This is a genomic window from Fictibacillus nanhaiensis, assembly GCF_049537595.1.
Lineage (GTDB): Bacteria > Bacillota > Bacilli > Bacillales > Fictibacillaceae > Fictibacillus > Fictibacillus nanhaiensis_F.
This window is the reverse complement of record NZ_JBMULM010000002.1, coordinates 669,191-690,099: the sequence shown is the minus strand read 5'-3', so window position 1 is coordinate 690,099 and position 20,909 is coordinate 669,191. Positions and strand designations below refer to the sequence as shown.

General features: G+C 39.0%; 28 protein-coding genes and 1 riboswitch. Of the genes, 6 read left to right on the top strand and 22 right to left on the bottom strand.

The window, feature by feature from the left end:
* Positions 1–16 precede the first annotated feature (16 nt).
* Positions 17–868, top strand: coding sequence for a DUF1206 domain-containing protein (locus ACOZ9X_RS14925; protein WP_423418866.1), 852 nt, complete (start codon positions 17–19; stop codon positions 866–868).
* Positions 869–959: 91 nt separating this feature from the next.
* Here the strand turns inward: ACOZ9X_RS14925 and ACOZ9X_RS14920 are convergent, their stop codons facing one another.
* The 9 genes from ACOZ9X_RS14920 to thiD form a co-directional block, all read right to left on the bottom strand.
* On the bottom strand, positions 960–2,195 hold the full coding sequence (locus tag ACOZ9X_RS14920) for an MFS transporter (RefSeq protein ID WP_423418865.1): 1,236 nt from the start codon (positions 2,193–2,195) through the stop codon (positions 960–962).
* 261 nt (positions 2,196–2,456) lie between these two features.
* Positions 2,457–3,038: an ATP-dependent Clp endopeptidase proteolytic subunit ClpP gene (gene clpP / locus ACOZ9X_RS14915; RefSeq protein WP_066392681.1), complete on the bottom strand. Its 582-nt coding sequence runs from the start codon at positions 3,036–3,038 to the stop codon at positions 2,457–2,459.
* 15 nt (positions 3,039–3,053) lie between these two features.
* Complete coding sequence (locus ACOZ9X_RS14910; protein ID WP_423418864.1) at positions 3,054–3,263, bottom strand: hypothetical protein; 210 nt, start codon at positions 3,261–3,263, stop codon at positions 3,054–3,056.
* A complete protein-coding gene (locus tag ACOZ9X_RS14905; RefSeq protein WP_197194676.1) occupies positions 3,260–3,844 on the bottom strand; it encodes a winged helix-turn-helix domain-containing protein in 585 nt (194 codons plus the stop codon). Before ACOZ9X_RS14905 ends, ACOZ9X_RS14910 begins: the two co-directional genes overlap by 4 nt.
* A 197-nt stretch (positions 3,845–4,041) precedes the next feature.
* A complete protein-coding gene (locus ACOZ9X_RS14900; RefSeq protein ID WP_423418863.1) occupies positions 4,042–4,281 on the bottom strand; it encodes a hypothetical protein in 240 nt (79 codons plus the stop codon).
* A 68-nt stretch (positions 4,282–4,349) separates the two neighbouring features.
* A complete protein-coding gene (gene thiW / locus ACOZ9X_RS14895; protein ID WP_423418964.1) occupies positions 4,350–4,862 on the bottom strand; it encodes an energy coupling factor transporter S component ThiW in 513 nt (170 codons plus the stop codon).
* 2 nt (positions 4,863–4,864) lie between these two features.
* Positions 4,865–5,542, bottom strand: coding sequence for a thiamine phosphate synthase (thiE, locus tag ACOZ9X_RS14890; protein WP_423418862.1), 678 nt, complete (start codon positions 5,540–5,542; stop codon positions 4,865–4,867).
* A complete protein-coding gene (thiM, locus tag ACOZ9X_RS14885; protein ID WP_423418861.1) occupies positions 5,539–6,441 on the bottom strand; it encodes a hydroxyethylthiazole kinase in 903 nt (300 codons plus the stop codon). The genes thiE and thiM overlap by 4 nt, the downstream gene beginning before the upstream one ends.
* Positions 6,428–7,240 carry a bifunctional hydroxymethylpyrimidine kinase/phosphomethylpyrimidine kinase gene (gene thiD / locus ACOZ9X_RS14880; protein ID WP_423418963.1) on the bottom strand — a complete coding sequence of 271 codons (813 nt, stop codon included), beginning with the start codon at positions 7,238–7,240 and terminating at the stop codon, positions 6,428–6,430. Before thiD ends, thiM begins: the two co-directional genes overlap by 14 nt.
* Positions 7,241–7,337: 97 nt before the next feature.
* Positions 7,338–7,443, bottom strand: a riboswitch (TPP riboswitch).
* A 369-nt stretch (positions 7,444–7,812) separates the two neighbouring features.
* Here thiD and ACOZ9X_RS14875 point away from each other — a divergent pair.
* Positions 7,813–8,043: an IDEAL domain-containing protein gene (locus ACOZ9X_RS14875; protein WP_137790020.1), complete on the top strand. Its 231-nt coding sequence runs from the start codon at positions 7,813–7,815 to the stop codon at positions 8,041–8,043.
* Between the two features lie 131 nt (positions 8,044–8,174).
* On the opposite strand, the gene ACOZ9X_RS14870 is transcribed toward ACOZ9X_RS14875, so the two are convergent.
* The gene (locus ACOZ9X_RS14870) at positions 8,175–9,080 is read right to left on the bottom strand and encodes a DUF4349 domain-containing protein (protein ID WP_423418860.1); all 906 of its coding nucleotides are present in this window, start codon (positions 9,078–9,080) and stop codon (positions 8,175–8,177) included.
* A gap of 194 nt (positions 9,081–9,274) precedes the next feature.
* On the opposite strand from ACOZ9X_RS14870, the gene ACOZ9X_RS14865 reads away from it, so the two are divergent.
* Positions 9,275–10,303 (top strand): YecA family protein, encoded by a 1,029-nt coding sequence (locus ACOZ9X_RS14865; RefSeq protein ID WP_423418859.1) that lies wholly within the window; start codon positions 9,275–9,277, stop codon positions 10,301–10,303.
* Between the two features lie 278 nt (positions 10,304–10,581).
* Here ACOZ9X_RS14865 and ACOZ9X_RS14860 read toward each other — a convergent pair whose 3' ends face one another.
* The 6 genes from ACOZ9X_RS14860 to ACOZ9X_RS14835 all read right to left on the bottom strand — a co-directional run bounded on the left by ACOZ9X_RS14860 (position 10,582) and on the right by ACOZ9X_RS14835 (position 15,193).
* A complete protein-coding gene (locus ACOZ9X_RS14860) occupies positions 10,582–10,758 on the bottom strand; it encodes a hypothetical protein (protein WP_423418858.1) in 177 nt (58 codons plus the stop codon).
* A gap of 297 nt (positions 10,759–11,055) precedes the next feature.
* The gene (locus tag ACOZ9X_RS14855; protein WP_423418857.1) at positions 11,056–11,853 is read right to left on the bottom strand and encodes a DeoR/GlpR family DNA-binding transcription regulator; all 798 of its coding nucleotides are present in this window, start codon (positions 11,851–11,853) and stop codon (positions 11,056–11,058) included.
* A 245-nt stretch (positions 11,854–12,098) separates the two neighbouring features.
* Positions 12,099–12,422 (bottom strand): phosphoribosyl-ATP pyrophosphohydrolase, encoded by a 324-nt coding sequence (locus tag ACOZ9X_RS14850; RefSeq protein ID WP_423418856.1) that lies wholly within the window; start codon positions 12,420–12,422, stop codon positions 12,099–12,101.
* 66 nt (positions 12,423–12,488) lie between these two features.
* Positions 12,489–13,520, bottom strand: coding sequence for a hypothetical protein (locus ACOZ9X_RS14845; protein WP_423418855.1), 1,032 nt, complete (start codon positions 13,518–13,520; stop codon positions 12,489–12,491).
* 105 nt (positions 13,521–13,625) lie between these two features.
* A complete protein-coding gene (locus ACOZ9X_RS14840; RefSeq protein WP_423418854.1) occupies positions 13,626–14,585 on the bottom strand; it encodes a GGDEF domain-containing protein in 960 nt (319 codons plus the stop codon).
* A gap of 326 nt (positions 14,586–14,911) precedes the next feature.
* Positions 14,912–15,193: a hypothetical protein gene (locus tag ACOZ9X_RS14835; RefSeq protein WP_423418853.1), complete on the bottom strand. Its 282-nt coding sequence runs from the start codon at positions 15,191–15,193 to the stop codon at positions 14,912–14,914.
* Between the two features lie 208 nt (positions 15,194–15,401).
* On the opposite strand from ACOZ9X_RS14835, the gene ACOZ9X_RS14830 reads away from it, so the two are divergent.
* On the top strand, positions 15,402–15,809 hold the full coding sequence (locus tag ACOZ9X_RS14830; RefSeq protein ID WP_423418852.1) for a phage holin family protein: 408 nt from the start codon (positions 15,402–15,404) through the stop codon (positions 15,807–15,809).
* Positions 15,810–15,812: 3 nt separating this feature from the next.
* On the opposite strand, the gene ACOZ9X_RS14825 is transcribed toward ACOZ9X_RS14830, so the two are convergent.
* Both ACOZ9X_RS14825 and ACOZ9X_RS14820 read right to left on the bottom strand, forming a co-directional pair.
* Entirely contained in the window at positions 15,813–16,070 is a 258-nt protein-coding gene (locus tag ACOZ9X_RS14825; protein ID WP_423418851.1) for a flagellar biosynthesis anti-sigma factor FlgM, read from the bottom strand.
* The gene (locus ACOZ9X_RS14820; RefSeq protein WP_191752769.1) at positions 16,067–16,327 is read right to left on the bottom strand and encodes a hypothetical protein; all 261 of its coding nucleotides are present in this window, start codon (positions 16,325–16,327) and stop codon (positions 16,067–16,069) included. The genes ACOZ9X_RS14825 and ACOZ9X_RS14820 overlap by 4 nt, the downstream gene beginning before the upstream one ends.
* A gap of 238 nt (positions 16,328–16,565) precedes the next feature.
* On the opposite strand from ACOZ9X_RS14820, the gene ACOZ9X_RS14815 reads away from it, so the two are divergent.
* The gene (locus ACOZ9X_RS14815; RefSeq protein WP_423418850.1) at positions 16,566–17,867 is read left to right on the top strand and encodes a purine/pyrimidine permease; all 1,302 of its coding nucleotides are present in this window, start codon (positions 16,566–16,568) and stop codon (positions 17,865–17,867) included.
* Between the two features lie 46 nt (positions 17,868–17,913).
* Here the strand turns inward: ACOZ9X_RS14815 and ACOZ9X_RS14810 are convergent, their stop codons facing one another.
* The gene (locus ACOZ9X_RS14810; RefSeq protein ID WP_423418849.1) at positions 17,914–18,792 is read right to left on the bottom strand and encodes an alpha/beta fold hydrolase; all 879 of its coding nucleotides are present in this window, start codon (positions 18,790–18,792) and stop codon (positions 17,914–17,916) included.
* Positions 18,793–19,188, bottom strand: coding sequence for a hypothetical protein (locus tag ACOZ9X_RS14805; protein ID WP_423418848.1), 396 nt, complete (start codon positions 19,186–19,188; stop codon positions 18,793–18,795). It abuts the gene before it with no gap.
* Positions 19,189–19,315: 127 nt separating this feature from the next.
* Between ACOZ9X_RS14805 and ACOZ9X_RS14800 the strand changes: the two genes are divergently transcribed.
* Entirely contained in the window at positions 19,316–19,864 is a 549-nt protein-coding gene (locus ACOZ9X_RS14800; protein WP_423418847.1) for a DUF402 domain-containing protein, read from the top strand.
* 49 nt (positions 19,865–19,913) lie between these two features.
* On the opposite strand, the gene ACOZ9X_RS14795 is transcribed toward ACOZ9X_RS14800, so the two are convergent.
* Entirely contained in the window at positions 19,914–20,150 is a 237-nt protein-coding gene (locus ACOZ9X_RS14795; RefSeq protein ID WP_423418846.1) for a hypothetical protein, read from the bottom strand.
* A 287-nt stretch (positions 20,151–20,437) separates the two neighbouring features.
* Positions 20,438–20,842 (bottom strand): isochorismatase family protein, encoded by a 405-nt coding sequence (locus ACOZ9X_RS14790; protein WP_423418845.1) that lies wholly within the window; start codon positions 20,840–20,842, stop codon positions 20,438–20,440.
* Positions 20,843–20,909 lie beyond the last annotated feature (67 nt).

Sequence of the window (20,909 nt, the reverse complement as noted above, 5' to 3'; positions counted from 1 at the left end):
GAGAAACGTGCTTATCGTGAAACAGCCTTTTGTAAAAGAACCAACATTTAAAGATAAAATGAAAAATCATTTTGACTCATACCGCCCTTGGGTCCACCGTTCGGCTCGTATCGGTTATCTATCAAAAGGTATCGTGTACATCATCATCGGCATTCTGGCGCTAATCATGTCAATAGGTAAACATCCGAATGAAGCGAGTTCAAACGGCGCCCTCTTTACAATCGCTCAACAGCCTTTTGGTCCTGTCCTTTTAATCGTCCTTTCTGTAGGGTTAAGTGCATTTGCTTTTTGGCAGATCGTTAGAGCCCTTTTCGATCCTGAATGTGTTAATCACAATTGGAAAAGATGGTTTAATCGGTTAAATTTTTTAATAATTGCAGGAATCTATATCGCAATGTGTATAAGCTCCCTACGCATCTTATTTCGTGCAAGAGCAGAGTCGTCTGATAAGACGTACCAAACTCTTTCGGCACAGATGCTCTCACAGCCATTCGGTCAGCTATTGGTTGCTATCGGAGGAGTTATTTTTGCGATTATAGGCATCGTCTTCATGTTTCGAGCCTTCACACACCGCTTTAAGCGTGATTTAAAGAAGAATGAAATGAACAAAAATGAGTGGCGTTGGAGCGGTTATATCGGAACGTTCGGAATGGCTGCACGCGGAATCGTCTTTATGATCATTGCTTTCTTTTTAGTTCGAACGGCTATACTTGCTGATCCAAAAGAGACACGCGGATTGGATGGTGCTCTCTTAGAACTTGTATCACAGCCGTTTGGTCCTATTCTTCTCGCCATCGTATCGCTAGGCTTTATCGCCTATGGGATTTTCATGTTTGCAAGTGCCAAATATCGCCGATTGAATAACTAAAGAAAGCCCCTGTCTCCATGGAGACAGGGGCTTTTGTGTTTGTGGAAAAGACATAATAGTGAAAATGTCTTTTTTAGGGGTCTGACCCGGGTCAGACCCCAGAAGACCATTTCTCTAGCGTTTTATCTGTTGGCAACATGACAGTTAACAGGCCGACTAATGGTAAGAAGCTGATCAAGTACATCGTGTTTGAAATGCTTGTAACGTCAGCTACCTTACCAAGCACTACCGATCCGAGCGCTCCCATACCAAACGCCAGACCTACGATCAAACCTGATACCATACCTATTCTGCCTGGCACTAATTCTTGGGCATATACGACCGTCACTGAAAAACTTGTGTTCAAGATAAAGCCGATCAAGAAGAACAAAGGAATAACTGCCCATAATCCTACGTGTGGAAGAAGTAAAGCGAGTGGAGCAGTTCCGACCATCGACCAAAAAATCATGTTCCTCTTTCCTAGCCGGTCTGCGATCGGTCCTCCAAAGAATGTTCCGAGTACACCGGAGGCCATGAAAACAAATAAATAAACTTGAGCTTGTCTGATCGTTAAACCATAATCATCGATCAAATAAAACTGATAATAGTTTCCGATTCCAGAGAAATACCATGAACGAGCAAATACTAAAAACACGAGTAATGCCATCGCTCCTATTACTTGTTTTTTTCGCTTTCTATCTATCTGTTTCTTCTCACCAGTTTGCTTTTGAACACGAGGAAAATGCACGAGCTGTTTAGCATACCAGCCTGAAACATAAAACAATACAAAAATAGCGATAGCCGCTAGTGAAGTAAACCATACAGCTCCAAACTGTCCGAGTGGCACGAATACGAGTGCCGTCATCACAGGAGCGAGTGAACTGCCTGTATTGCCACCTACTTGATAGATGGATTGAGCTAGCCCTCTACGGTTTCCAGCTGCCATATAGGCGACTCTAGACCCCTCAGGGTGAAAGACAGCAGACCCTAAACCGATTCCAACAACCGAAAGTATGATCATGTAAAAGGAGTCTGCAAACGCGATGCCTAACATACCTATTAAACTCGCCATCATACCAACAGGCAGTATATAAGGTGAAGTCGTTCTATCCGTATACCAACCGATCACGGGCTGCATGATAGAAGACGTGATGTTTAAAGTAAAAGCAATCCAACCAAGCTGAGTAAATGAAAGATTCATTGATTTCTCTAATATCGGAAAGATAGCCGGAATAACCGCCTGCATAGAGTCATTTAATAAATGCACAAAACTTATGGCAAAAAGAATAGAATAGATCGTTCTTTGTTGGTTAGAAGTATCTGTTGACTTGCCTGTGGTAGCTGACATGCTTCATTCCTTCTTTCGTTAATCTTTACAAACTCATAATCTGTTAAACCATGTAACTTACATTAGATTACCATATTCAGCTTGATTAAAACGAAATGACATCCATCTAATGATCAAAATGAAACAAACACCCTTAGAGAAAATCGTAAAACAACAAAGGAAATAAATTGTTTGGGGACTGACCCCATCAATACATAAGAAAGCCAGCTGATTTTTCACAGCTGGCTTCTTTCTTTATTATCCTGTTCTCTCGTTCAGTTCTTAGATCTTCTCGATTACTTTATCAATGATCCCGTATTTCAATGCTTCTTCTGCAGACATGAAATAATCACGGTCAGTGTCTTTTTCTACCTTCTCGATCGGTTGACCCGAACGGTCAGAGATGATCTTATTCAACAACTCGCGAGTCTGCAGGATGCGCTTCGCGTGAATTGCCATATCTGAGGCCTGCCCTTGTGTTCCGCCTAATGGCTGGTGTATCATCACTTCTGCGTTCGGAAGCGCGTAGCGTTTTCCTTTTGCACCAGCTACCATGAGTACAGCTCCCATTGACGCCGCCATCCCGATACAGATCGTTGAAACATCTGGTTTGATGAACTGCATCGTGTCGTAGATCGCGAGACCTGCTGTAACAGAACCTCCTGGTGAGTTGATGTAGATGGAGATATCTTTATCCGGATCTTCAGCAGCTAAGAAGAGCAATTGAGCAACGATAGAATTTGCCACGTTATCATCGATCGCACTTCCCAGCATAATAATTCTGTCTTTCAATAAACGCGAATAGATATCATAAGATCGCTCTCCACGGTTTGTCGACTCTACTACCATAGGGATTAGATTCATCTGTTTTCCTCCTAATTAGGCTGCAATTGCCATTGGGTTTGTATTTGTTTTTGGTGAAACATGTATTTTACCAAATCCTGACGTGATAAAAATGATCTTAGCCGGCTCCTGCACCGTTTCTGTTTCTTTCACCTGTACTTCCTTTTTCATAGGAAGGATGTTCGCATCCTCATTTGCCACTTCAGAATTGATCGGGAAAACAGTACCTTTGCTCTTCTTATTCACGTTGTGCCGCCTCCTTCAGGTTTTGGGTACATCGCCATTGAAACGTGATACACTTTTGCGTTCTCTTCGTTTGGTCTGTGGTGTTTTTGTATGAGAGTGGTGAGCATATCTGCATATTCCTGTAAAAATGCATTGCGGTGTTCCATGGTAGAAAGTGCTAGTTCCATTTCTACTACTGCGCTTGGTATCTCTTCTTCCTCCGATTGCTCCATTAAAGAAATGGCATCCCGCTTCATCTTCTCTGTAAGTGATAACACATGAGCAAGAGCGGTTTGATCTTGGAGTTTTTTTATCGTGTCAGAAGAGAGACCTAATGAATCTGACAATAAAAAAGAACGGCCGGCACTTACATATAGAACTTCTACAAGGTTCCTAACATTCCTTGTGCCTGCGCGAACCACAAGGCCCACTTTTTCTAGTGCTTTAAGATGATAATTAATCTTTTGAGCGGAATCGTTCATTCTTTTTGATAGCTCTGTCGCAGAACGCGGCTCTTTTAACAAACTTATGAGCTCAGATCTTACAGGATGCAATAGTGCAGCTGCTTGTTCCGGTTCTGTGACAATAAACGTCTCTGGCATTCTTTGATTCCTCTTCACTCTCATCACCTCACTTCACAATAATATATGTTCGTTACATAAAAATATTTCTTTACGTAAAATTATTTTATTACGTTCAGTATCATTTTGTCAAAGATTTGAAAAAAATATACGTTTGCCTAAAAATAAAGAAAACAGACTGATTTTCATTTCAGCCTGCTTTCTATACATTATCCTTTTTATACAAACGGTACGATTCCAAGAATGAAAAAGACCGTGGCCATTCCTGTGTTCAACCAAAACTCAGTTTTTTGATTAAAAATTTTTCGCTCAACTGCACGAAAGATAAAGATCACCATCAAGATTGAAAATAATACAGTGGGATTTTCCCAAGTCTTACCGTTATAAATAGCTAAAAGCAGTCCAAAATACATAAGAACCATCTCTGTATACACCCAGGGTTTTGGACGTTTTTTCATCCGATCTTCCCCCTATTCAGGTTGATAGTACACATTGTACGGTATGTGAGCCTATCCGGTGCATAACTTCATAGAGCTTTTTCTTCGTTCGATCCTAGCCAGTTTTTTGCCGTTGCATTTTTAAAAAGAAGACGGAGAATTAGCAACCCGATCACTCCACCAACGATAGAGCTAACCAAAAAAGGAGTGACAAAAAAGAATGCACCCGTTTTTGATCCTAAGAAAACGGTAGCAACCGGAACTGCTATAACAGCTCCTATCATTCCAGTCCCAACCCATTCTCCTATTAATGCGAACGTGTATTTTCTTCCTTTTTTATAAAGGTAACCTGCCAAAAATGCACCGATCATTCCTCCTGGAAAAGCAAGCAGAGAGCCGATTCCAATTAAGTTACGAAGCAAACCGATACTGAATGCGACGATTACCGCCGGAAAGGGTCCGAGCATCACACCAGCCATCACGTTGATCGCATGCTGAACGGGAAACGCTTTTGCTACTCCAGCAGGAATATATAACAAATGTGAACAGATCGTCCCGATCGCGACTAACATAGCCATTACAGTAAGTTTTTGAACAGATATCTTCACTTCACTTCTCTTTTCGCTGTTTGAATAGCAAAAAGCAGGTTGCTTGAAGCGGAAGAAGGATCAACTGCACCACTTATTTCTGAGATTAGAGCTACACCATCCGCACCTGCCTTAATGACTTCACTCGCGTTTTGCAGCGTAATCCCGCCGATACCAACAAGCGGAATGTTCACTTGATTGCTGCGAATTTTAGCGATTAGATCAACGCCTACAGGTTTCTTCGCATCAGGTTTTGTACTCGTCTGATAGATCGGGCCAGCACCAATATAATCGGCTCCATGTTCGATGGCATCCTTCGCCTCAGCAAGTGTGTGAGCTGACACACCTAATAGTTTACCTTCTGTTTCTTTACGAATATACGCTAGATTACCATCTGTTTGACCAACATGAAGTCCATCCGCATCAACAGCTTTCATCAAATCTAGATCGTCATTCACGATAAATAGCACATCATGTTTGTGGCATATTTCCTTTGCACGCTTTGCCATTTCTAACTGTTTCTGACCACTCAAGCAGTTAACACCTTTTTCACGAAACTGAAACGTGGTAATTCCACCTTGAATCGCTTGCACAAGAATACGATAAAAATCTTCTGGTGAACAGCAGTTCATCGTCCCTGCTACATAATAGAGTGATAGATCTTGTTGTAAACGTGTCTTTGCTTGAGTTTTCATCGATTCGCTCCCTCCTTCAACACGTGATCTTGCCAGTGGATGGATCCGTGAAATATCTCATGAGTAGATTCTAAATTATAAAGCTGGTCGAGAAGGTTTTGCTGAAAGCTCCCAGGACCTTTGGCCGTTTTCACAGCCTCTTCAGCCGCTTTAGTGAGCATCAATAGAGCAAGTGCTGTTCTTTCTAGTATCGGCAGGTCTACTTTATCTCCTGTAACTTCTTTTTTCTGATTTCCCTGATAGAGAGCCACCATTGATGTAGCAAAGCATCCTGTCCCAGTGACATAGGAAAGCATGGGGTCTCCGTGAGAAAGAACGGTTGCCCTTTCGCCATCTGAAATAACATCTTTAGTTCCAGTCATTGCAATAAGACAGCCTGTTTGCTTCGCAGCGGCTTCAGCAAGCTTGATCAATTCCTCATCTGAGTTAGCCAGATCACCATCTACTCCTCTGCCTTCCCATGCGCCTTCAGCCAAAAACTGCATCTCAGCAGCATTACCGCAAATTGTCAGAATTGTTTGGGGTCTGACCCCCTTCAATTCTGAATGTTCAAACAACAACTTTCTTACAAGCTCTTGCCTGAACGATGATAATCCTACTCCCACTGGATCAAGGACTACAGGTACTTCTCTATGCATTGCTCTTCGTAGAGCGAGTATCATAGATTTCGCTGATAATTCATCTAAAGTACCGATGTTTAGCACTAAAGCATCGGCCACACCTACTGCTTCTTCGACTTCACATGCGTCATGCACCATCATTGGACTTCCTCCTGCTGAGAGGACACCATTAGCTAGAAAGTTCATGGTTACGTTATTCGTTATATGATGAACAAGCGGCTTTTCTTCTCGTATCTGTGATACGAACGTTTTCCATTCTTGTATTCTAGTATTGTTCATGTGTAACCCTCCTATAAGCGAAATGATTGACCGGTCCATGACCAGAACCAACATCGATTCCATGTTCGATAGCGGTTTGTATGTATTTTTTTGCACTCACTATCGCATTCTCTGCTTTCTTACCAGAAGCAAGCTCAGCTGCTATAGCCGCTGAAAACGTGCATCCTGTTCCGTGTGTATTTTCTGTTTGAATCCGCTTCTCTACAAGTTCGATCATTTCAATGCCATTAAAGACGAGATCTGATACAAATTCACCATCTCCAAAGTGTCCACCTTTAACAACAACATGATCAGCACCAGCTTCAAATAAAACTTTTGCCGCTTCCATTCTAGCTTCACTGCAGTCTATCTTTATCCCTGTTAATGCTTCTGCTTCTGGAATGTTAGGTGTGACGATTTTTGCGAGTGGAAGCATGCATGTTTTCATCGCATGAAGTGCTTCTTCACCTAACAACGTTGCACCTCCTTTTGCGATCATGACTGGATCGACCACTACGTTTTTCCATTGAAATTCCCTTATCATATATGCTGTTCTCTCGATATACTCACCTGAAAAAAGCATTCCTGTTTTAATGGCATCAGGCGTCAAGTCACTGCCTATTGACTTCAACTGAGCTTCTAATCCCTCTATTGTCACTGGAAATATCCCTTGAACACCTGTTGTGTTCTGTGCAGTAACTGCAGTAAGAACCGACATACCGTACACTCCTAGTTCTTGAAACGTTTTTAAATCAGCCTGAATTCCTGCTCCACCGCCACTGTCTGATCCTGCGATCGTAAGGGCTTTATTCACTTTTATCAAATGTCCCATACACTTACCTCCTAGTTATCTATGCAAAAAAGCCACCCGCTTATTTAGCGGGTGGCTTTAAATTTCAAGTCATAAAGAAAACGATAGTTTATCCACGCCGCTTCCCTACGCCAGTATGAACTGGATCAGGTTCAAAGGGTCGAAGGTCATAACCTTCTCTCAGCTTACAATAAGCACCCCTAGCGAAATAACAATATTGAGTTAACACAATCCTACTCATACATAAACAATAATGTCAATATTTTTTTAGGTTATCGGTTTCAAAAAGTTTAACCCTCTTGAAATACGGGGAAATAATAACTAACACAGAATCACAACATAAAAAACATAGAAATAAAACATTCGTAACAAAAAGTTTTTACCAGAAATAAAAATGACAATTCATTAACATTTTTACCAGAAGGTGGTGAAAGTAAGGTACTTTAGAAGCAATAAAGAAATTTTTTCTGAATTTTCAAACAAAATGGTTGTCATTAGGCATCTTGCTCAGTATACTAGTAGAAACCTAGAAACATAAAAGGTTAAATTGGATAGGGAGATAATTTAAGGAGGGAAACAGGATGAAAGACAAAAATGCTTCTTTTAACAAGAACCAAAATGAAATGGTGCAGTACAAACAACAAAAAAGAGACCCATTTGCCTTCAGCCTTATTGCCCAAATGGTACTGGATGAGGCCCTTCACAATTATTACAGAGAGTATTATGAAAGAGAAATTGACAATGCCTTGGATACAAAAGATAAAGAACGATTTATGAAATTGAGCGCAGAGTACAAAGCGTTTCTCAGTTAGTGCTTTTGGACGGCACACTCTTTAAAAAGGTGCCGTAAAAGCCAAAACACCCTTTCAGCAAACGGTGGAATCATCCGTGCTGCAGAGGGTGTTTCTGACGTCCCCGTTACTGACAAGTTAATACCTATTTTCTAAGTCAAAGTTGTCGGTGATTCCGGCTTTTTCTTTTGCTCTTTTTTCCTCTTTAACCACCACACATAAATCACAATGGCTACGATCACCCAGATCGGCGCAAGACCCAATAAACTTACTACAACAAACGAAATAGCAGACATTAAAAAGTTAACTGTATCCATAAAAAGGACCTTCGTTTTTGCCCACGTATTTAAACCTTCCGTTTGAAGTGTTTTCGCTTTTAAATTTTTTACTTGAAATTGAATCGTAACTGTTGAATAATCACTTTGATTTTGCAAAAAATTCAAACGACCCTCTACCTGTTCGATCTCTTCTTGAACAGCAGCCAGATCACTCGATATCTTTAACAAATCTTCTGTCTTCTGAGCATTCTTCATAAATGCTTCAAGCCGCTCTCTTACTTGTTGTTTGGCTTTTAAACGTGAAGATAGATCCACGTATTCTTCTGTAACATCTTCTCCACGAATATTTTCGTTCGGAGTGCCCTTACTCAAGCTTCGAACCTCTTCTAAGAAAGGACGAAAACTTTTCATCGGGACACGAACAACCATCACACCAGATTCATAATCTTTCTCTCCTGTACTCGTGTTCGACTCTACTATATAACCGTCCATTGATTCTAACTTTTTCCGAACCGTTTCCATCGAGGTTTGTAATGTATCCACTGTAATCTCAATATCAGCTTGATAGATCACTTTTCTTTCGTTCTTCATTTGTTGTTCTTCTTTGCCATTCTCGGATTCGGAACTCTGATTTTCTTCTGTAGTGGTGTCCATTTTTGCTTCTGACTTACTGCCACTATCTCTATCTACAGCTTTATCACTATTTGAACTGCTATCACTGCTACATCCACTCAATAAAATCACAGCAACGAATACCCATAATTTCCATATCTTCCACATATCGTATTTCCCCCTTTTTGGCTTAGACGCTTTTTACAAGAAAAAGGTTTCAGTTCCCAGAAAAACCAACCTATTGAATGATTTTTTCTGAGACATTTTTATGATAAAATAGTGTCTGATGATTTGTAGTTTGAAAAAAAACCGATTTATGCTAGTATGTACAGGATAAGTAAGTGGTTTACTGGAGGAATAGCATGTCAATGATAGGAAGAAATGATCCGTGCTATTGTGGCAGCGGAAAAAAATATAAAAAATGTTGCTTACATAAAGAAGAGCAAACACGTGAAGTATCCTTTCATCAAGAAGGACTCATCAAATATGCTCTAGAGAACTATCAGCAGGATTTAGCTGAACGTACTTCTAAGTATGTGAAAAAATACCCTGTTGCTAAAGAGCAAGAACAAACATACGCGAACATTGCTGTTTGTTGGGAGATCTTCTGCTCAGAGATTAAAGAAAACAAGACCCCTGTTCAACTTTATGTAGAAAAAGTGAAGAATTCTGTTAAACCAGAAGTAGCTGAAATTCTAGCTGGCTGGACAACTGCTACACCATCTTTATATAAAGTTTTAGAGCAAAAGACAGGATTCATCTTTACCGTTCAGGATATTTGGACAGAAGCTGTGTATGATGTAACGATCAATGCTGCTGAAAAGCCAAAAACGGAAAGTGCTCTACTTGGAACACTCGTTTCAAACGGGATCAACCATGAGTTTTATGTTGGATATGTAGAGATGCCGATGACTGAACTTCCGCCGTTAAAAGCAGCGATAGAAAAGATTCAGCCTCAACAAGATCCAAAAGTTACGTTCAAGAACGAATTCCCTGCTGTTCTGCAGCTCGCTTTGATCGATATTAGTGCTGGTGTACCTCAATCTCAAGTTGAGAAGAAGGAAGCTTCTTCTGCTTCTACTAAAGTTGAAAAAGCAGAAGAAGCAACAGATCTAAAAGACGAAAAATACAACGCTGTAACTGAACTCGTTAAAGCGAATGCTGAGACCGAAGTTGTAGAAGAAGCAGAAAAGCTTTGGAGTGAGTACGTTACAGAAAGCAAACCTGCTATTCGTAAAGAAGAAATTTACGCGGCTGCTCTTGATTATCTCGTGTCAAAAGATATTCGAGGAATCGCTTCTACTCAAGCAGAAACAGCTAAAAAATATGGTGTTTCACCTGCTAGTCTATCTTCACGATATCGTGAGATGAAAGAACTTTTAAGCGTATAAACGTTTTTTTCGACTACCCGCCTGATGCCTCAGGTGGGTTTTTATTTTGTTATTTCGCTCTATCCAATAATACACGGAAAGTTCCGCAACTTTAATAAAGATAGCTGTAAAACAATCTAATGAATCGTTTTAAGTATCGTTTAGACTACGTGAATTCTCTACTAGTCTTACAATTTCTGATGCAGGCAAAAAACACATACAATCTTCAAATGTCACTACTTCTTAAAAAAGACAATGTATTCAGTTTTTTAAGAAGTGTTTCTAAAGAGTGATATGGCTTAAAGTTCCTTTCTGCGCATTAACTGTTTTTTTATGAAAGCTTTCTCGATCAGATGATTAAGCTGTCGTTCTAGTTCCTTTTTTTCTTGTGCATCTGTTTCATGCCTTATCTTTTTCTTCAGTTCACGAATCATAAGCTTTTCTTCTGATGAAAAATGAGAAGAATGCAGCATCATGTTCACCTCATTTCAGATTTGATCCACTGAACCTCCCTTTGTCTTAAGGATAAGATAATCTGACCACCAGAACATTTGATATGTCATATAATCTGACACTTTTTTATAGGTATTTGCCTTTTTTCAAAAAAAAAATAATTCTAGGCTTGAGTTCAACTTATCAAGTTTAAAGAATGGTTCAATAGAAACTGGCGGACCTCTCGTGTTTTTATCTTCATAAGTCGGAGATCTCGCCCTAAAGATGAACGAATGATAAAAAGACCTCCACACCAGAGGTCTTTTTCTTGTTTAAGGAAATTATTCTGTTTTTGAAGCTGGCTGCTCATGGCTTAACTCTGATTGAGCAATAACGACAGAAACTCCTTGTTGTTCAATGGCTGATAGATGGTCTCTCGGTGCATCATCATCTGTGATAACAACATCTACATTCGTAACAGGACCAACTTTTGCAAAAGCGTTAACTCCTATTTTGTAATGAGGAAATACACCAATGACTTTACGAGAGACCTTTCCAACAGCACTCATAAAAGCAGCTACTTCTGGCGTTGCCGTACTTATCCCTCTTTCAGAGATCCCGCCACCTGTAGCAAATGAAACATCAAAAGAATACTGACTGATGAGATTGGTTACTAAGGCATCCGTCATGTTGCCTGATTTTTTCACTTTTCCACCGACCATATAAAGATCAATGTTCTCATTCTTGCGAAGTGCATCAGCAGTTGCGGTTGAGTTGGTCACAACTGTTAATCGGTAGTGAGGAAGATGCTTTACAATCTCATGGTGCATGCCTCCTCCACTTAGGAAGATGGTATCGTTCTCTTTGATGTACTTTACAGCTTCCTTCGCAATAGCTTTCTCATACTTTGATCCTTCTCCAAAACGAACTTCATTCGGCGAAGGTCCTTTTTTTACTTCTGTTACAGGAATTGCGCCACCATGTGTACGTTTAAGCAGCCCATTATCCTCGAGAGATGATAAGTCTCGGCGTATAGAATCAATCGAAACTTGGAGGGCATCTGATAATTCTTTTGCAAGCACTCGTCCTTCGTTCTTAAGCACTTCTAAAATCTTTTCTCTTCTTTCTTCAGAAAACATAATTATTTCCTCCATTACCTCTTATTTCCACGTGGTACTGTAATCATATGCTGTTTCATGCTTGTTTGTCAAACGATTTTTGCATGTTTTTTCCTGATTTAAATTAAAACAAGCTAAAACAAGCACTGATGGTAGCTTGTTTTAGCCCGAATTGGAAGATAAATAGATTATTAATGGAAGTTTTCCAGTTTGTACTTCTGACAAATACAAATGCCATACATTTGTATTTGTCTGGGGTCAGACCCCTAGTCCTCTACTTTGATCAGGAAGAGGCGCTCGTGAAACCGGCCCTGTTTTCTAGCCTTCTCCTGCCTGATTTCATCCAGTTCTCTTAAAGTAAGTTCATGCACTTTCGTTAACGCGATTAAAATCTCGAACAGCTCTGCCAGTTCTTCGGCTGCATCTATCTCACTTTTGGCTTCACGATACTCTTTTACGCCTTCTGAAAGCTTTTTCTTAAGTTCACTTTCAAACTCCTGATTTCCAAGAATCCGAAATGTCCCTTTCTTCCCTGCCTGTTCGAGCAGTTCTGGTATTTTATCTCTCACTAATTTATTGTAATACGCCATTGGCTCTTTTCCCTTCCAGCAATTTCACAGCATCTCAAAAAAACTTTCCTATATAAACGATATGCATCATGTTAGTTTTTTAGCAGAAACAACTCCCAAAAAAATGATGGCAATCAATCCGAATACCGGATACAAATAATGAAGAAGTTCAGAATATCCTACTTGACTTAACAAGTAGCTTCCTGTCATTAAAACGATTAAGATGACTTGATTGGATAACCTGACATTTCTTTGCAACGCTCCTGCTAGCCCGAAGATGTTTCCGATCAGTGTCGAGAAGATCTCACCGTAGATCACGAAAACAAAAATATAATGAACTACTACACCAAGACTCCCTACTATTTCAGCGATCGGTATCTCATAGCTCATGACACGCGGAACAGAATAGAGCACATACTGACTATTTAATAGAATAAACGTTAATCCTAGGCCACCTAAAAAACCGCCCCACTTAATAACGGATTCATCTTTAGCTTCTCTTGAAAGTGGAACAAGAACGGCTTGTGCCAAAGTTAAGTTAAATGCTGCATAGGCAAACGGACTTACAATCCATCTCCAATCACCAACAAAGTCTTCTTCAACAAATAACTGCCTTCCTGAAGAAAGATCAAACATGGACACTGACAATACGATAGAAAAGAATATCATGATGGGTACGATCAATGAGTTTGTCCAAAGAATACCCTCTATCCCTTTTTTCATAACGAAGTAGGTTACGAGTAACGTTAATAGAATTCCCATTTGATAAGGAAGATGAAGCTGTTCCCAAAACAAAGCTCCTGCACCTGATAACATGACTCCAGTTACTCCAAAGAGCATGATCAACATCAATACGTTTACGATTCGTGAGGTGACCGCTCCAAACAAATATTGATTCATCTGATCAAAAGAGGTTGCACCTAACCGCTTTGCCATAATCATAAGTTTTGTACCAATCATGATAAAAAGAAAGCCACTGATCAGAATACCCACAAAACCGGCTGAGCCGTATCTTGTAAAAAATTCAACAATTTCTCTTCCGGTAGCAAACCCAGCACCTACAACAGTGCCGATGTAAGTGGCGGCTATCTGCAGTATTTGTTTCATTCGACTACTCATGCCCTCACCTCCATGGCCATATCTTTACAAACATATGCATGGACAAGGATTTTAGAAGAAAAAGAAAAAACAGCAAGATTTCTCTTGCTGTCATAAGATCACTTATTAAATATGTATGGCTTCACTGTATCCTTCAGTTATTACCCTGTTCTTTCCCTGCCTCTTTGCAACGTACAAGCTATTGTCGGCACCCTCAAAGAATGCTTGTTTATGCATCCCTCTTCTGTACGTTTGTAACCCAGTACTGATTGTTATGTTCTCTTGCTTCACTTCGGGGTGCTCTAGCCTTTGTATGACCAATCGAACTTTTTCTAATAATGCAAAGGCTTGTTCTTCACTTATATCATTTAAGATAACCACAAACTCTTCTCCGCCGTACCGTGCGACAAAATCATCTGTGGTCACATTATCTTTTATAGCCTTCGCAATTCGTTTCAACACGATATCTCCAATGCCATGACCATATGTATCGTTGATTTTTTTAAAATTATCTATGTCCATAACCGCTAAATGAACCGGGTAATGATACGTTTCCGCTTGAAGCAGCAACACATCCATATATTCATAAAAGGCCATGTGATTGTACAAACCTGTTAGAGCATCTGTCTTCACTTGCTTTTCCATAATTGTCGATTTCACCATTAGGTCTTGATGATCTGCCTGCGCTTTATTTAGTTCTTTCGCCATCTCATGCCCTCGACTCATGATTCCGACACAGATAGCTGTTGAGGTTAAGAGAATACATATCATTGAGATTTGATCCATTACATCATTCATGTCCTTTAAGACCGGATGGAAAGTTGAAAGCAGCAGATAGATAATTGAGCTGAGAGCAAATGATAACCATACTTTTTTCTTTTGGAAATAAATCGTCGAAATCAACATAGGAAAGAACAGACTCGTATACATAACATACATTTCATAATGAACGCTGATTAAGATGGCAGAGAACATACTTGCTGTCCAAATTATTATGTAATCAATGTATATTGTTTTCTTTTTAAAACTCCATTCAGCCAAACTAACCATAAGAATTAAAAGTGCTGTTGGTAAAACAATGTACATCCCAATAAACTCTTCTAATGTTTTAGATGTAAAAAAACTGTTAATGACCTCTACACACACTGACACAAAGATGACAACCCAAAATACATTTATAATTTTCCGATTCCAGGCGATGTGATTTAAGTGTGCAGGCAGGTGTTTCTTTTCCAATACATTCACCTCATCTACACGTATCCAAAATCATTATAACATTTTTTTCCTTCTTTCATTTTGTTTTCTAAATTATTTCTTTTCCAACACATAGCTCTTTTTAAAAAAATTTCTGCACATATAAAATGAAAAACGCACAGCAAAATGTCTGCTGTGCGGTTATTTTTATACAATATTTATTTGATTTTCAAACGTTTCTTTTTAGGTAGTTTATCAAGGAGCCAGCCTCTGCCTACTTCACAAAAACGAATCGGCATCTCAAGTGTCGCGAGTATCTTATCCTTTCCATGAATGGTAAGTAATCCTGTCTCATCGTTCACTTGATCAACAACTGCATTTTCGGTACCCGATAGCGGAAACGCCCATTTGTTGTTACCAGAGTCCTTGATCTTAATCATTCTTCCGTCACAAGTTACTTTGTGGCAATGTGGAGGCAAGCCTAACGTAATTTTATTCATTTCATTTCTTTCCTCCCTTTCCGGATTTGTTTCATTGTAACAGATATAGTGCGTGTCTGACTCCCTATTTTTTAAATTTTTTGACTATTTAACACATTTGAAATAATGCTTCAAAAAATTAGGGGACGAGTAGTAGGTAATCGCCAAAGCGTATCGTTTCGCACAAACATATACTATACAAATTGGAGTTCAAAGGGGGAACGAACGAGTGGAAAAATGGTCCATGCTATACAATATGACTGTAGTGTCATTAGGAGCAGTTGCGAGCTTCCTATTTGGTACACCCGGCATGTTATTCAAGACGCTTATCTTATTCATTGTATTAGACTATTTAACCGGCATGGCTGCTTCAGCTTACGAAGGTAGATTGAACAGCAAAGAGGGCTTTAGAGGTATACTAAAAAAAATGATCATATTCGCGATCGTCGCAGCGGCCCATTCTCTCGACCAATTGCTAGGTGGAAACTATATCCACAGTGCCACCATCTTTTTTTATCTATCTAATGAATTGTTATCGATCATTGAGAATGCAGGAAGAATGAATGTTCCAATTCCTTCTTTCATAAAAAATGCCGTTTCTCTGTTAAGACAGAAAAACGACAATCAAAATAAGTAATGGTTAATTGGAATAAAATTGTGAGATCTTTTTTGCGATCGCTTGCGCATCGATCTGGTATTCACCAGCATCAATGCGTTTTTTTATATCTAATAATTTCTTTTCTCTTATGTTTAATTGAGTACTTTCATGCAGCACTTTTGCTTCATTAGATATGTATAATTCGTCTTTAGCAAATGATGGCGGCTTTACAGAAGGCTGCTGATAAACTTTATTCACATCATATTTTCGCTGAACGGGTTGTTGTCCGTCAATTCTCATGATTTCACCTCTTCTGAATATTGAAATGTGCCAAGCCATTTCCATTTGTCATCATAATCTAAGTTGTCCAACAATCTGAAGAACAATTCTTGTCCTGATGTATCCCATTTTACTTCAAACTCATTTCCGTTTTCTTTATCCTTACAAAAAGAATGAATCCACTGTGAAGTAAACAAGTAAGGCGTAAACTGTTCAAAGTCTAATAGATGTTTCTCTAACAATTGAATGACATCATCATGTGTAAGTTTATGCATCATTAGAATCGTCCTTTGTTTGTGGTCGTCTTAACCTGTGACTATATAATTCGGCCACAATCTGTTTTTTGAGGGTATAAGAAAAAATACTTTCAAAATTTTCTAATGTTCGTTGTTGGCACCTTCGTGCTTTAAGGAATTTTACCCGCTATCCCGGTATGTATAAACCTATTTCCTTTCTACGAATCAGATGAAAGGTCTATAATGGGAATTAAAGAAATACATAACAGAAGGTGTTTACATGAAATTAACGTTCTCTTCTCTTCAATGGATGGTATTTATCCTTGCAGGTAGTTTAGTAGCTCCCATCGCTATTGGTGATGCATTTGGAATGACACAAGCGGAAACCGCAGAACTATTACAGCGGTCATTCTTAATTATTGGTGCATCTGCGATACTTCAAGCACTATTTGGTCATAAGCTGCCAATCAATGAAGGTCCAGCCGGATTATGGTGGGGTGTTTTTACAGTTTATGCGGGCATTGTAGCTTCTGGGGCTTTAACAGTGGCTGACGGGCTGCAGCAACTGACAGCCGGCATGCTGATCAGCGGAATTCTTTTTTTACTGCTAGGCCTGTTTCGTATTATCAGTTCGGTCAGAGCTCTTTTTACGCCTTTAGTAACGGGTACTTACTTAATCCTTCTCGTCTCACAATTGAGTGGTTCTTTTATTAAGGGTATGCTCGGTATTGGATACCTGCAGGAAGGCGCAGATACCAAAGTAGCTCTTACTTCACTCTTCATCTTAATTTTGTCTATCGTACTTGGAAAATCCCGTGTGAAATGGTTAAGAAGTTATTCCATCTTGATTTCTTTGTTACTCGGTTGGGGACTTTTTAAACTCTTGAATTTAACAAAAGAAACGATGCATAGTCATACGACTTTTGCTTTTCCAGAATTATTCGCTTGGGGAATGCCAGAACTATCTTCCGGAACGATCATAACTTCCCTATTCGTGGGAATGCTTTTACTAACAAATATGGTAGCTAGTATTAACGTGGTCGAAAAAGCGTATGAAACTGAAAACAAAGATTATGAACCTATCAATTACAATCGCTCATCCATCATGATGGGGATAAACACATGGATAGCAGGTCTATTTTCAGCTGTTGCAAGTGTACCGATCTCAGGTGCTGCTGGATTTATATTAACGACAAGAATGTTTAGCAAATTAGCATTCATCCTTGGTAACGCACTTATTATCTTGATTAGTTTTTTTCCGCCACTTACCTTTTTCTTTGCTGGTATTCCTGCACCGGTAGGATATGCAACGATCTTCCTTCCTTTTTCAAGTATGATTGGTCTAGCTTTCAAAGAATATAAAAGTGAATTAAAATCGGAAAATAATCTTTTTATTATCAGTACTTCCCTTATGGTCGGAATCGGAAGTCTCTTTATTCCTGCTGCCGCATTAAAAGAGTGGCCGAATATTATTGTAACTTTATTAAGCAATGGCCTGATTATGGGTATGCTCAATTGCATGATTCTTGAACAGTTTTATAAACGCAGAAATTCGCATCAGCAAGTTCAAAAAGAAAACTAAAAATGAAAATAAAGAAGGGCTCCCTTAATACTGGGAGCCCTTCTTCTTAAAGTCTTTCTGAAACCGAAATTTGCGAGTGAAAATTGAAAACCGCCTCTGCTAATTCTTTTCCATGATCAAACATCATTAAATGTGTCGTGTTTGGAATAACAACAGTCTCACTGTAAGGCAAATCTTTTTTTGCCGAATCAATGAAATTTAAAGATTTTTCAAAGTGGTCTTCTTTTTCAGCAGGTAGAAATAGAACAGGCGATTGAACCTTTTTATACCATGTTAAGAAATTCACATAATAGATTTCTGATATGATCTTCTTCATCGTTTCGCCGGTAGTAATATTGCCTACTTTTCCGTTCTCTTTCAGACGAGGTTCATACGCAGCAATATAATCAGCTCGTTCCTTGTTCCATGGTAACCATTGTTCTCTATAAGCCTGTTGAAATTCTTCTACCGATTCGTAATCTGGATCTAATTGTCCTTCGAACTTAGCAAGATGCTCATCTAAAGTCTCATCGTAAAGACCATGCTCACCAGAATCATTTATGATGGCACCGTCTATGTTGGCAAGTGACAACACGCGATCTTGCCGCATCGCTGTAAAGTATAACCCAATCATACATCCGTACGAGCTTCCTACGAGATGAGCCTTATTAATCTCGAAATGATTCATTACACTTTCTAAATCGTTTGCCGTGTCTTCGAATGAATATCCCTGATCAGGTTGATCAGATTTTCCATGTCCACGAAGGTCATAACTTATTATTCTATAATGACTCTTAAAAAAAGGAATCACTGGATGCCATCCCTTAGCTGTTCCACCAAGGTAGTGAATTAAAATTAACGTATCCCCCGAACCGCCATAATCATAACCTGAAAGCATTGTGCCATCATGAGATTGTATCTTGTGTTCTTCAACTAGAATATCCATTTATCTTACCTCCTCTTTCATACGCCTTTGCAGATTTGGTTTTGTACGAGATTGGATCTCGTTCAATTTATTTTTTATATCTTGTTCAATATCTCTTTGAAAGAACGTTGCAAATTTGCAGAGATAAGCGATGCTATCAGCAATTTCTTTTCCAATGTCTTCTGCAACTTCTTCCTTTGCGAGTCGAAAAGCTTTTCCCTCTTCAACACCTTCTTCTTTCATGTCATACGCCCTATTTAACATTCTTCTTAATTCTTCGGCAATCTCTGCTATTTCAGTAGTTAATAGTAAATGATTAAGCAAAAGAGATTCCGTACTCTTATCAGCACTTTCTTGACTAATCTCCCATCCTCTTTCCAATTGAAAAGCCTCTAACTCTTTATGAATCATTTTCATATCAAATTCCTCCGTTCTTCATCTTACCCCCTACATAATTCTCCAAAATTCCACAAAAACCTTTTAAACACTTCTATATTAGGGTATATAACAAGGTATAATATGACCAGAATACGGAGGTTGTACAATGGAACGCAAAATGGCAAACCGACCTAATTGGAAAAGAGTAACAGACAGACATTTTGAAGTAACGCATAAGGAAAATTCTTGTTTTAATGGGAAAGTAACAGCAATCCATCTAAAACAAGTTTCAGAACCATTACTTGTTAACTATAAAGATCATGAAGTATGTATCGCTGACTCTGGATATACATGGTTGCAGCATTTTCCGGAAGGAGAAAAATACACAATCACTACGGTATTGGACGATAACGGTGAAGTTGTACAATTCTATATTGATATGTGTATCGATCATGGGGTGGACGAAAATGGAATACCTTGGTTTGATGACCTCTATTTAGATATCGTTATTCTTCCTGATAAAGAACTCTTTCTTTTAGATGACAACGAGTTGATGGAAGCTTTCAAAAAAGGGGATATTAATAAAGATCAAATGAAACTCGCTCATGAGACGGCTCAAAAAATCATTTCGATGCATAAAGAAGGAAAGTTTGAACAATTAGAAACATGCACCGAGCATGCTGAAGAATGGGTGCAAGAAAATAAGTTTCTTTGATAAGAGATATAGAATAAAAAAACCAGAGGGCCCTTCCCTCTGGTTTCATCTATTTATTCACATTGTTGTATTTCTCTAAAAAACGCATAGCATCCTCTACTTCATCTAACACTTGTGATCCGAGGATCCCTTCTTCCTCATCTAAAAAAGTAACTTGGAAATAACCACTTTCTCCTTGTGGAACATACCTCATTCTGACAAGTTCCGGCTGTTGATCTTCTTCTCTCCAAAACTCTAATTCTTGTTCAGGATTGTTCATCAATTGTTCAATTTGATCACTATTCATCTGAAAGACACCTCTAGAATACTCTATTTAATTTAGTATATACATTTTTACCCTAATTAAAATCCTCTAAACCATCAGCAACATCCGACATTTCCTGGGGAATATTGTCTATGTCTGTTATTGCATGTAAGGAGTAATCCTCACCCATCGTGTTAAAGCTTCTTCCGTACTTATTATTTCTGCAAATTCTTTATGAAGATGTGCAAGAGCAGACTCATGTACATCCTGCGCAGAAAAAACTGTACCATCATATGATTGAATTTTAAATGCAGCAGTAGCATCATGGATTAGAGACACGCTAAAACCATAATTTGCTGCCATTCTTGTAGTAGTGAAACACAATGGTTCGTCGTTAAACCAATAATCAAGATGTGTTCGATTTCATGTGTTTCTAATGTTTCTTTAAGCTCCGTTCCAATAAAAGCACTATTAACGCTCTTAATGAACAAAGGTTCACCATCTTTAGGTTCAAAGCCTGTTTTCAACTGATAACCTAATTTCGAAGGGTGCAATGGTGAGTGTTCGTTTTCTGATTGGTGCTGCACATGAAAGACCGGCAACCCCACCTCTCGAAAGGCACCAAGCAATGTAAGCATATTCACTTCAGCATTCGCATTATTTCGTTCTCCCCAGAAATTTGTATCATCAAATCCTTTTTGAACATCAACAATAAGCAAACATGCTTTTTTCACATTATGATCTCCTTATATTCAAACTGTGCTTCTTATTACATTACATTTTCGATAAGACTTTAATTTT

What these genes read in the sequence shown, in the direction of transcription:
- ACOZ9X_RS14920 (WP_423418865.1), bottom strand. Translation starts at nt 2,195, where the DNA reads ATGTCAGCTACCACAGGCAAGTCAACAGATACTTCTAACCAACAAAGA.
- clpP (WP_066392681.1), bottom strand. Translation starts at nt 3,038, where the DNA reads ATGAATCTAATCCCTATGGTAGTAGAGTCGACAAACCGTGGAGAGCGA.
- ACOZ9X_RS14905 (WP_197194676.1), bottom strand. Translation starts at nt 3,844, where the DNA reads ATGCCAGAGACGTTTATTGTCACAGAACCGGAACAAGCAGCTGCACTA.
- ACOZ9X_RS14900 (WP_423418863.1), bottom strand. Translation starts at nt 4,281, where the DNA reads ATGAAAAAACGTCCAAAACCCTGGGTGTATACAGAGATGGTTCTTATG.
- thiE (WP_423418862.1), bottom strand. Translation starts at nt 5,542, where the DNA reads ATGAAAACTCAAGCAAAGACACGTTTACAACAAGATCTATCACTCTAT.
- thiM (WP_423418861.1), bottom strand. Translation starts at nt 6,441, where the DNA reads ATGAACAATACTAGAATACAAGAATGGAAAACGTTCGTATCACAGATA.
- ACOZ9X_RS14875 (WP_137790020.1), top strand. Translation starts at nt 7,813, where the DNA reads ATGAAAGACAAAAATGCTTCTTTTAACAAGAACCAAAATGAAATGGTG.
- ACOZ9X_RS14870 (WP_423418860.1), bottom strand. Translation starts at nt 9,080, where the DNA reads ATGTGGAAGATATGGAAATTATGGGTATTCGTTGCTGTGATTTTATTG.
- ACOZ9X_RS14865 (WP_423418859.1), top strand. Translation starts at nt 9,275, where the DNA reads ATGTCAATGATAGGAAGAAATGATCCGTGCTATTGTGGCAGCGGAAAA.
- ACOZ9X_RS14860 (WP_423418858.1), bottom strand. Translation starts at nt 10,758, where the DNA reads ATGATGCTGCATTCTTCTCATTTTTCATCAGAAGAAAAGCTTATGATT.
- ACOZ9X_RS14855 (WP_423418857.1), bottom strand. Translation starts at nt 11,853, where the DNA reads ATGTTTTCTGAAGAAAGAAGAGAAAAGATTTTAGAAGTGCTTAAGAAC.
- ACOZ9X_RS14850 (WP_423418856.1), bottom strand. Translation starts at nt 12,422, where the DNA reads ATGGCGTATTACAATAAATTAGTGAGAGATAAAATACCAGAACTGCTC.
- ACOZ9X_RS14845 (WP_423418855.1), bottom strand. Translation starts at nt 13,520, where the DNA reads ATGAGTAGTCGAATGAAACAAATACTGCAGATAGCCGCCACTTACATC.
- ACOZ9X_RS14840 (WP_423418854.1), bottom strand. Translation starts at nt 14,585, where the DNA reads ATGTACATTGTTTTACCAACAGCACTTTTAATTCTTATGGTTAGTTTG.
- ACOZ9X_RS14835 (WP_423418853.1), bottom strand. Translation starts at nt 15,193, where the DNA reads ATGAATAAAATTACGTTAGGCTTGCCTCCACATTGCCACAAAGTAACT.
- ACOZ9X_RS14825 (WP_423418851.1), bottom strand. Translation starts at nt 16,070, where the DNA reads ATGAGAATTGACGGACAACAACCCGTTCAGCGAAAATATGATGTGAAT.
- ACOZ9X_RS14820 (WP_191752769.1), bottom strand. Translation starts at nt 16,327, where the DNA reads ATGATGCATAAACTTACACATGATGATGTCATTCAATTGTTAGAGAAA.
- ACOZ9X_RS14815 (WP_423418850.1), top strand. Translation starts at nt 16,566, where the DNA reads ATGAAATTAACGTTCTCTTCTCTTCAATGGATGGTATTTATCCTTGCA.
- ACOZ9X_RS14810 (WP_423418849.1), bottom strand. Translation starts at nt 18,792, where the DNA reads ATGGATATTCTAGTTGAAGAACACAAGATACAATCTCATGATGGCACA.
- ACOZ9X_RS14805 (WP_423418848.1), bottom strand. Translation starts at nt 19,188, where the DNA reads ATGAAAATGATTCATAAAGAGTTAGAGGCTTTTCAATTGGAAAGAGGA.
- ACOZ9X_RS14800 (WP_423418847.1), top strand. Translation starts at nt 19,316, where the DNA reads ATGGAACGCAAAATGGCAAACCGACCTAATTGGAAAAGAGTAACAGAC.
- ACOZ9X_RS14795 (WP_423418846.1), bottom strand. Translation starts at nt 20,150, where the DNA reads ATGAATAGTGATCAAATTGAACAATTGATGAACAATCCTGAACAAGAA.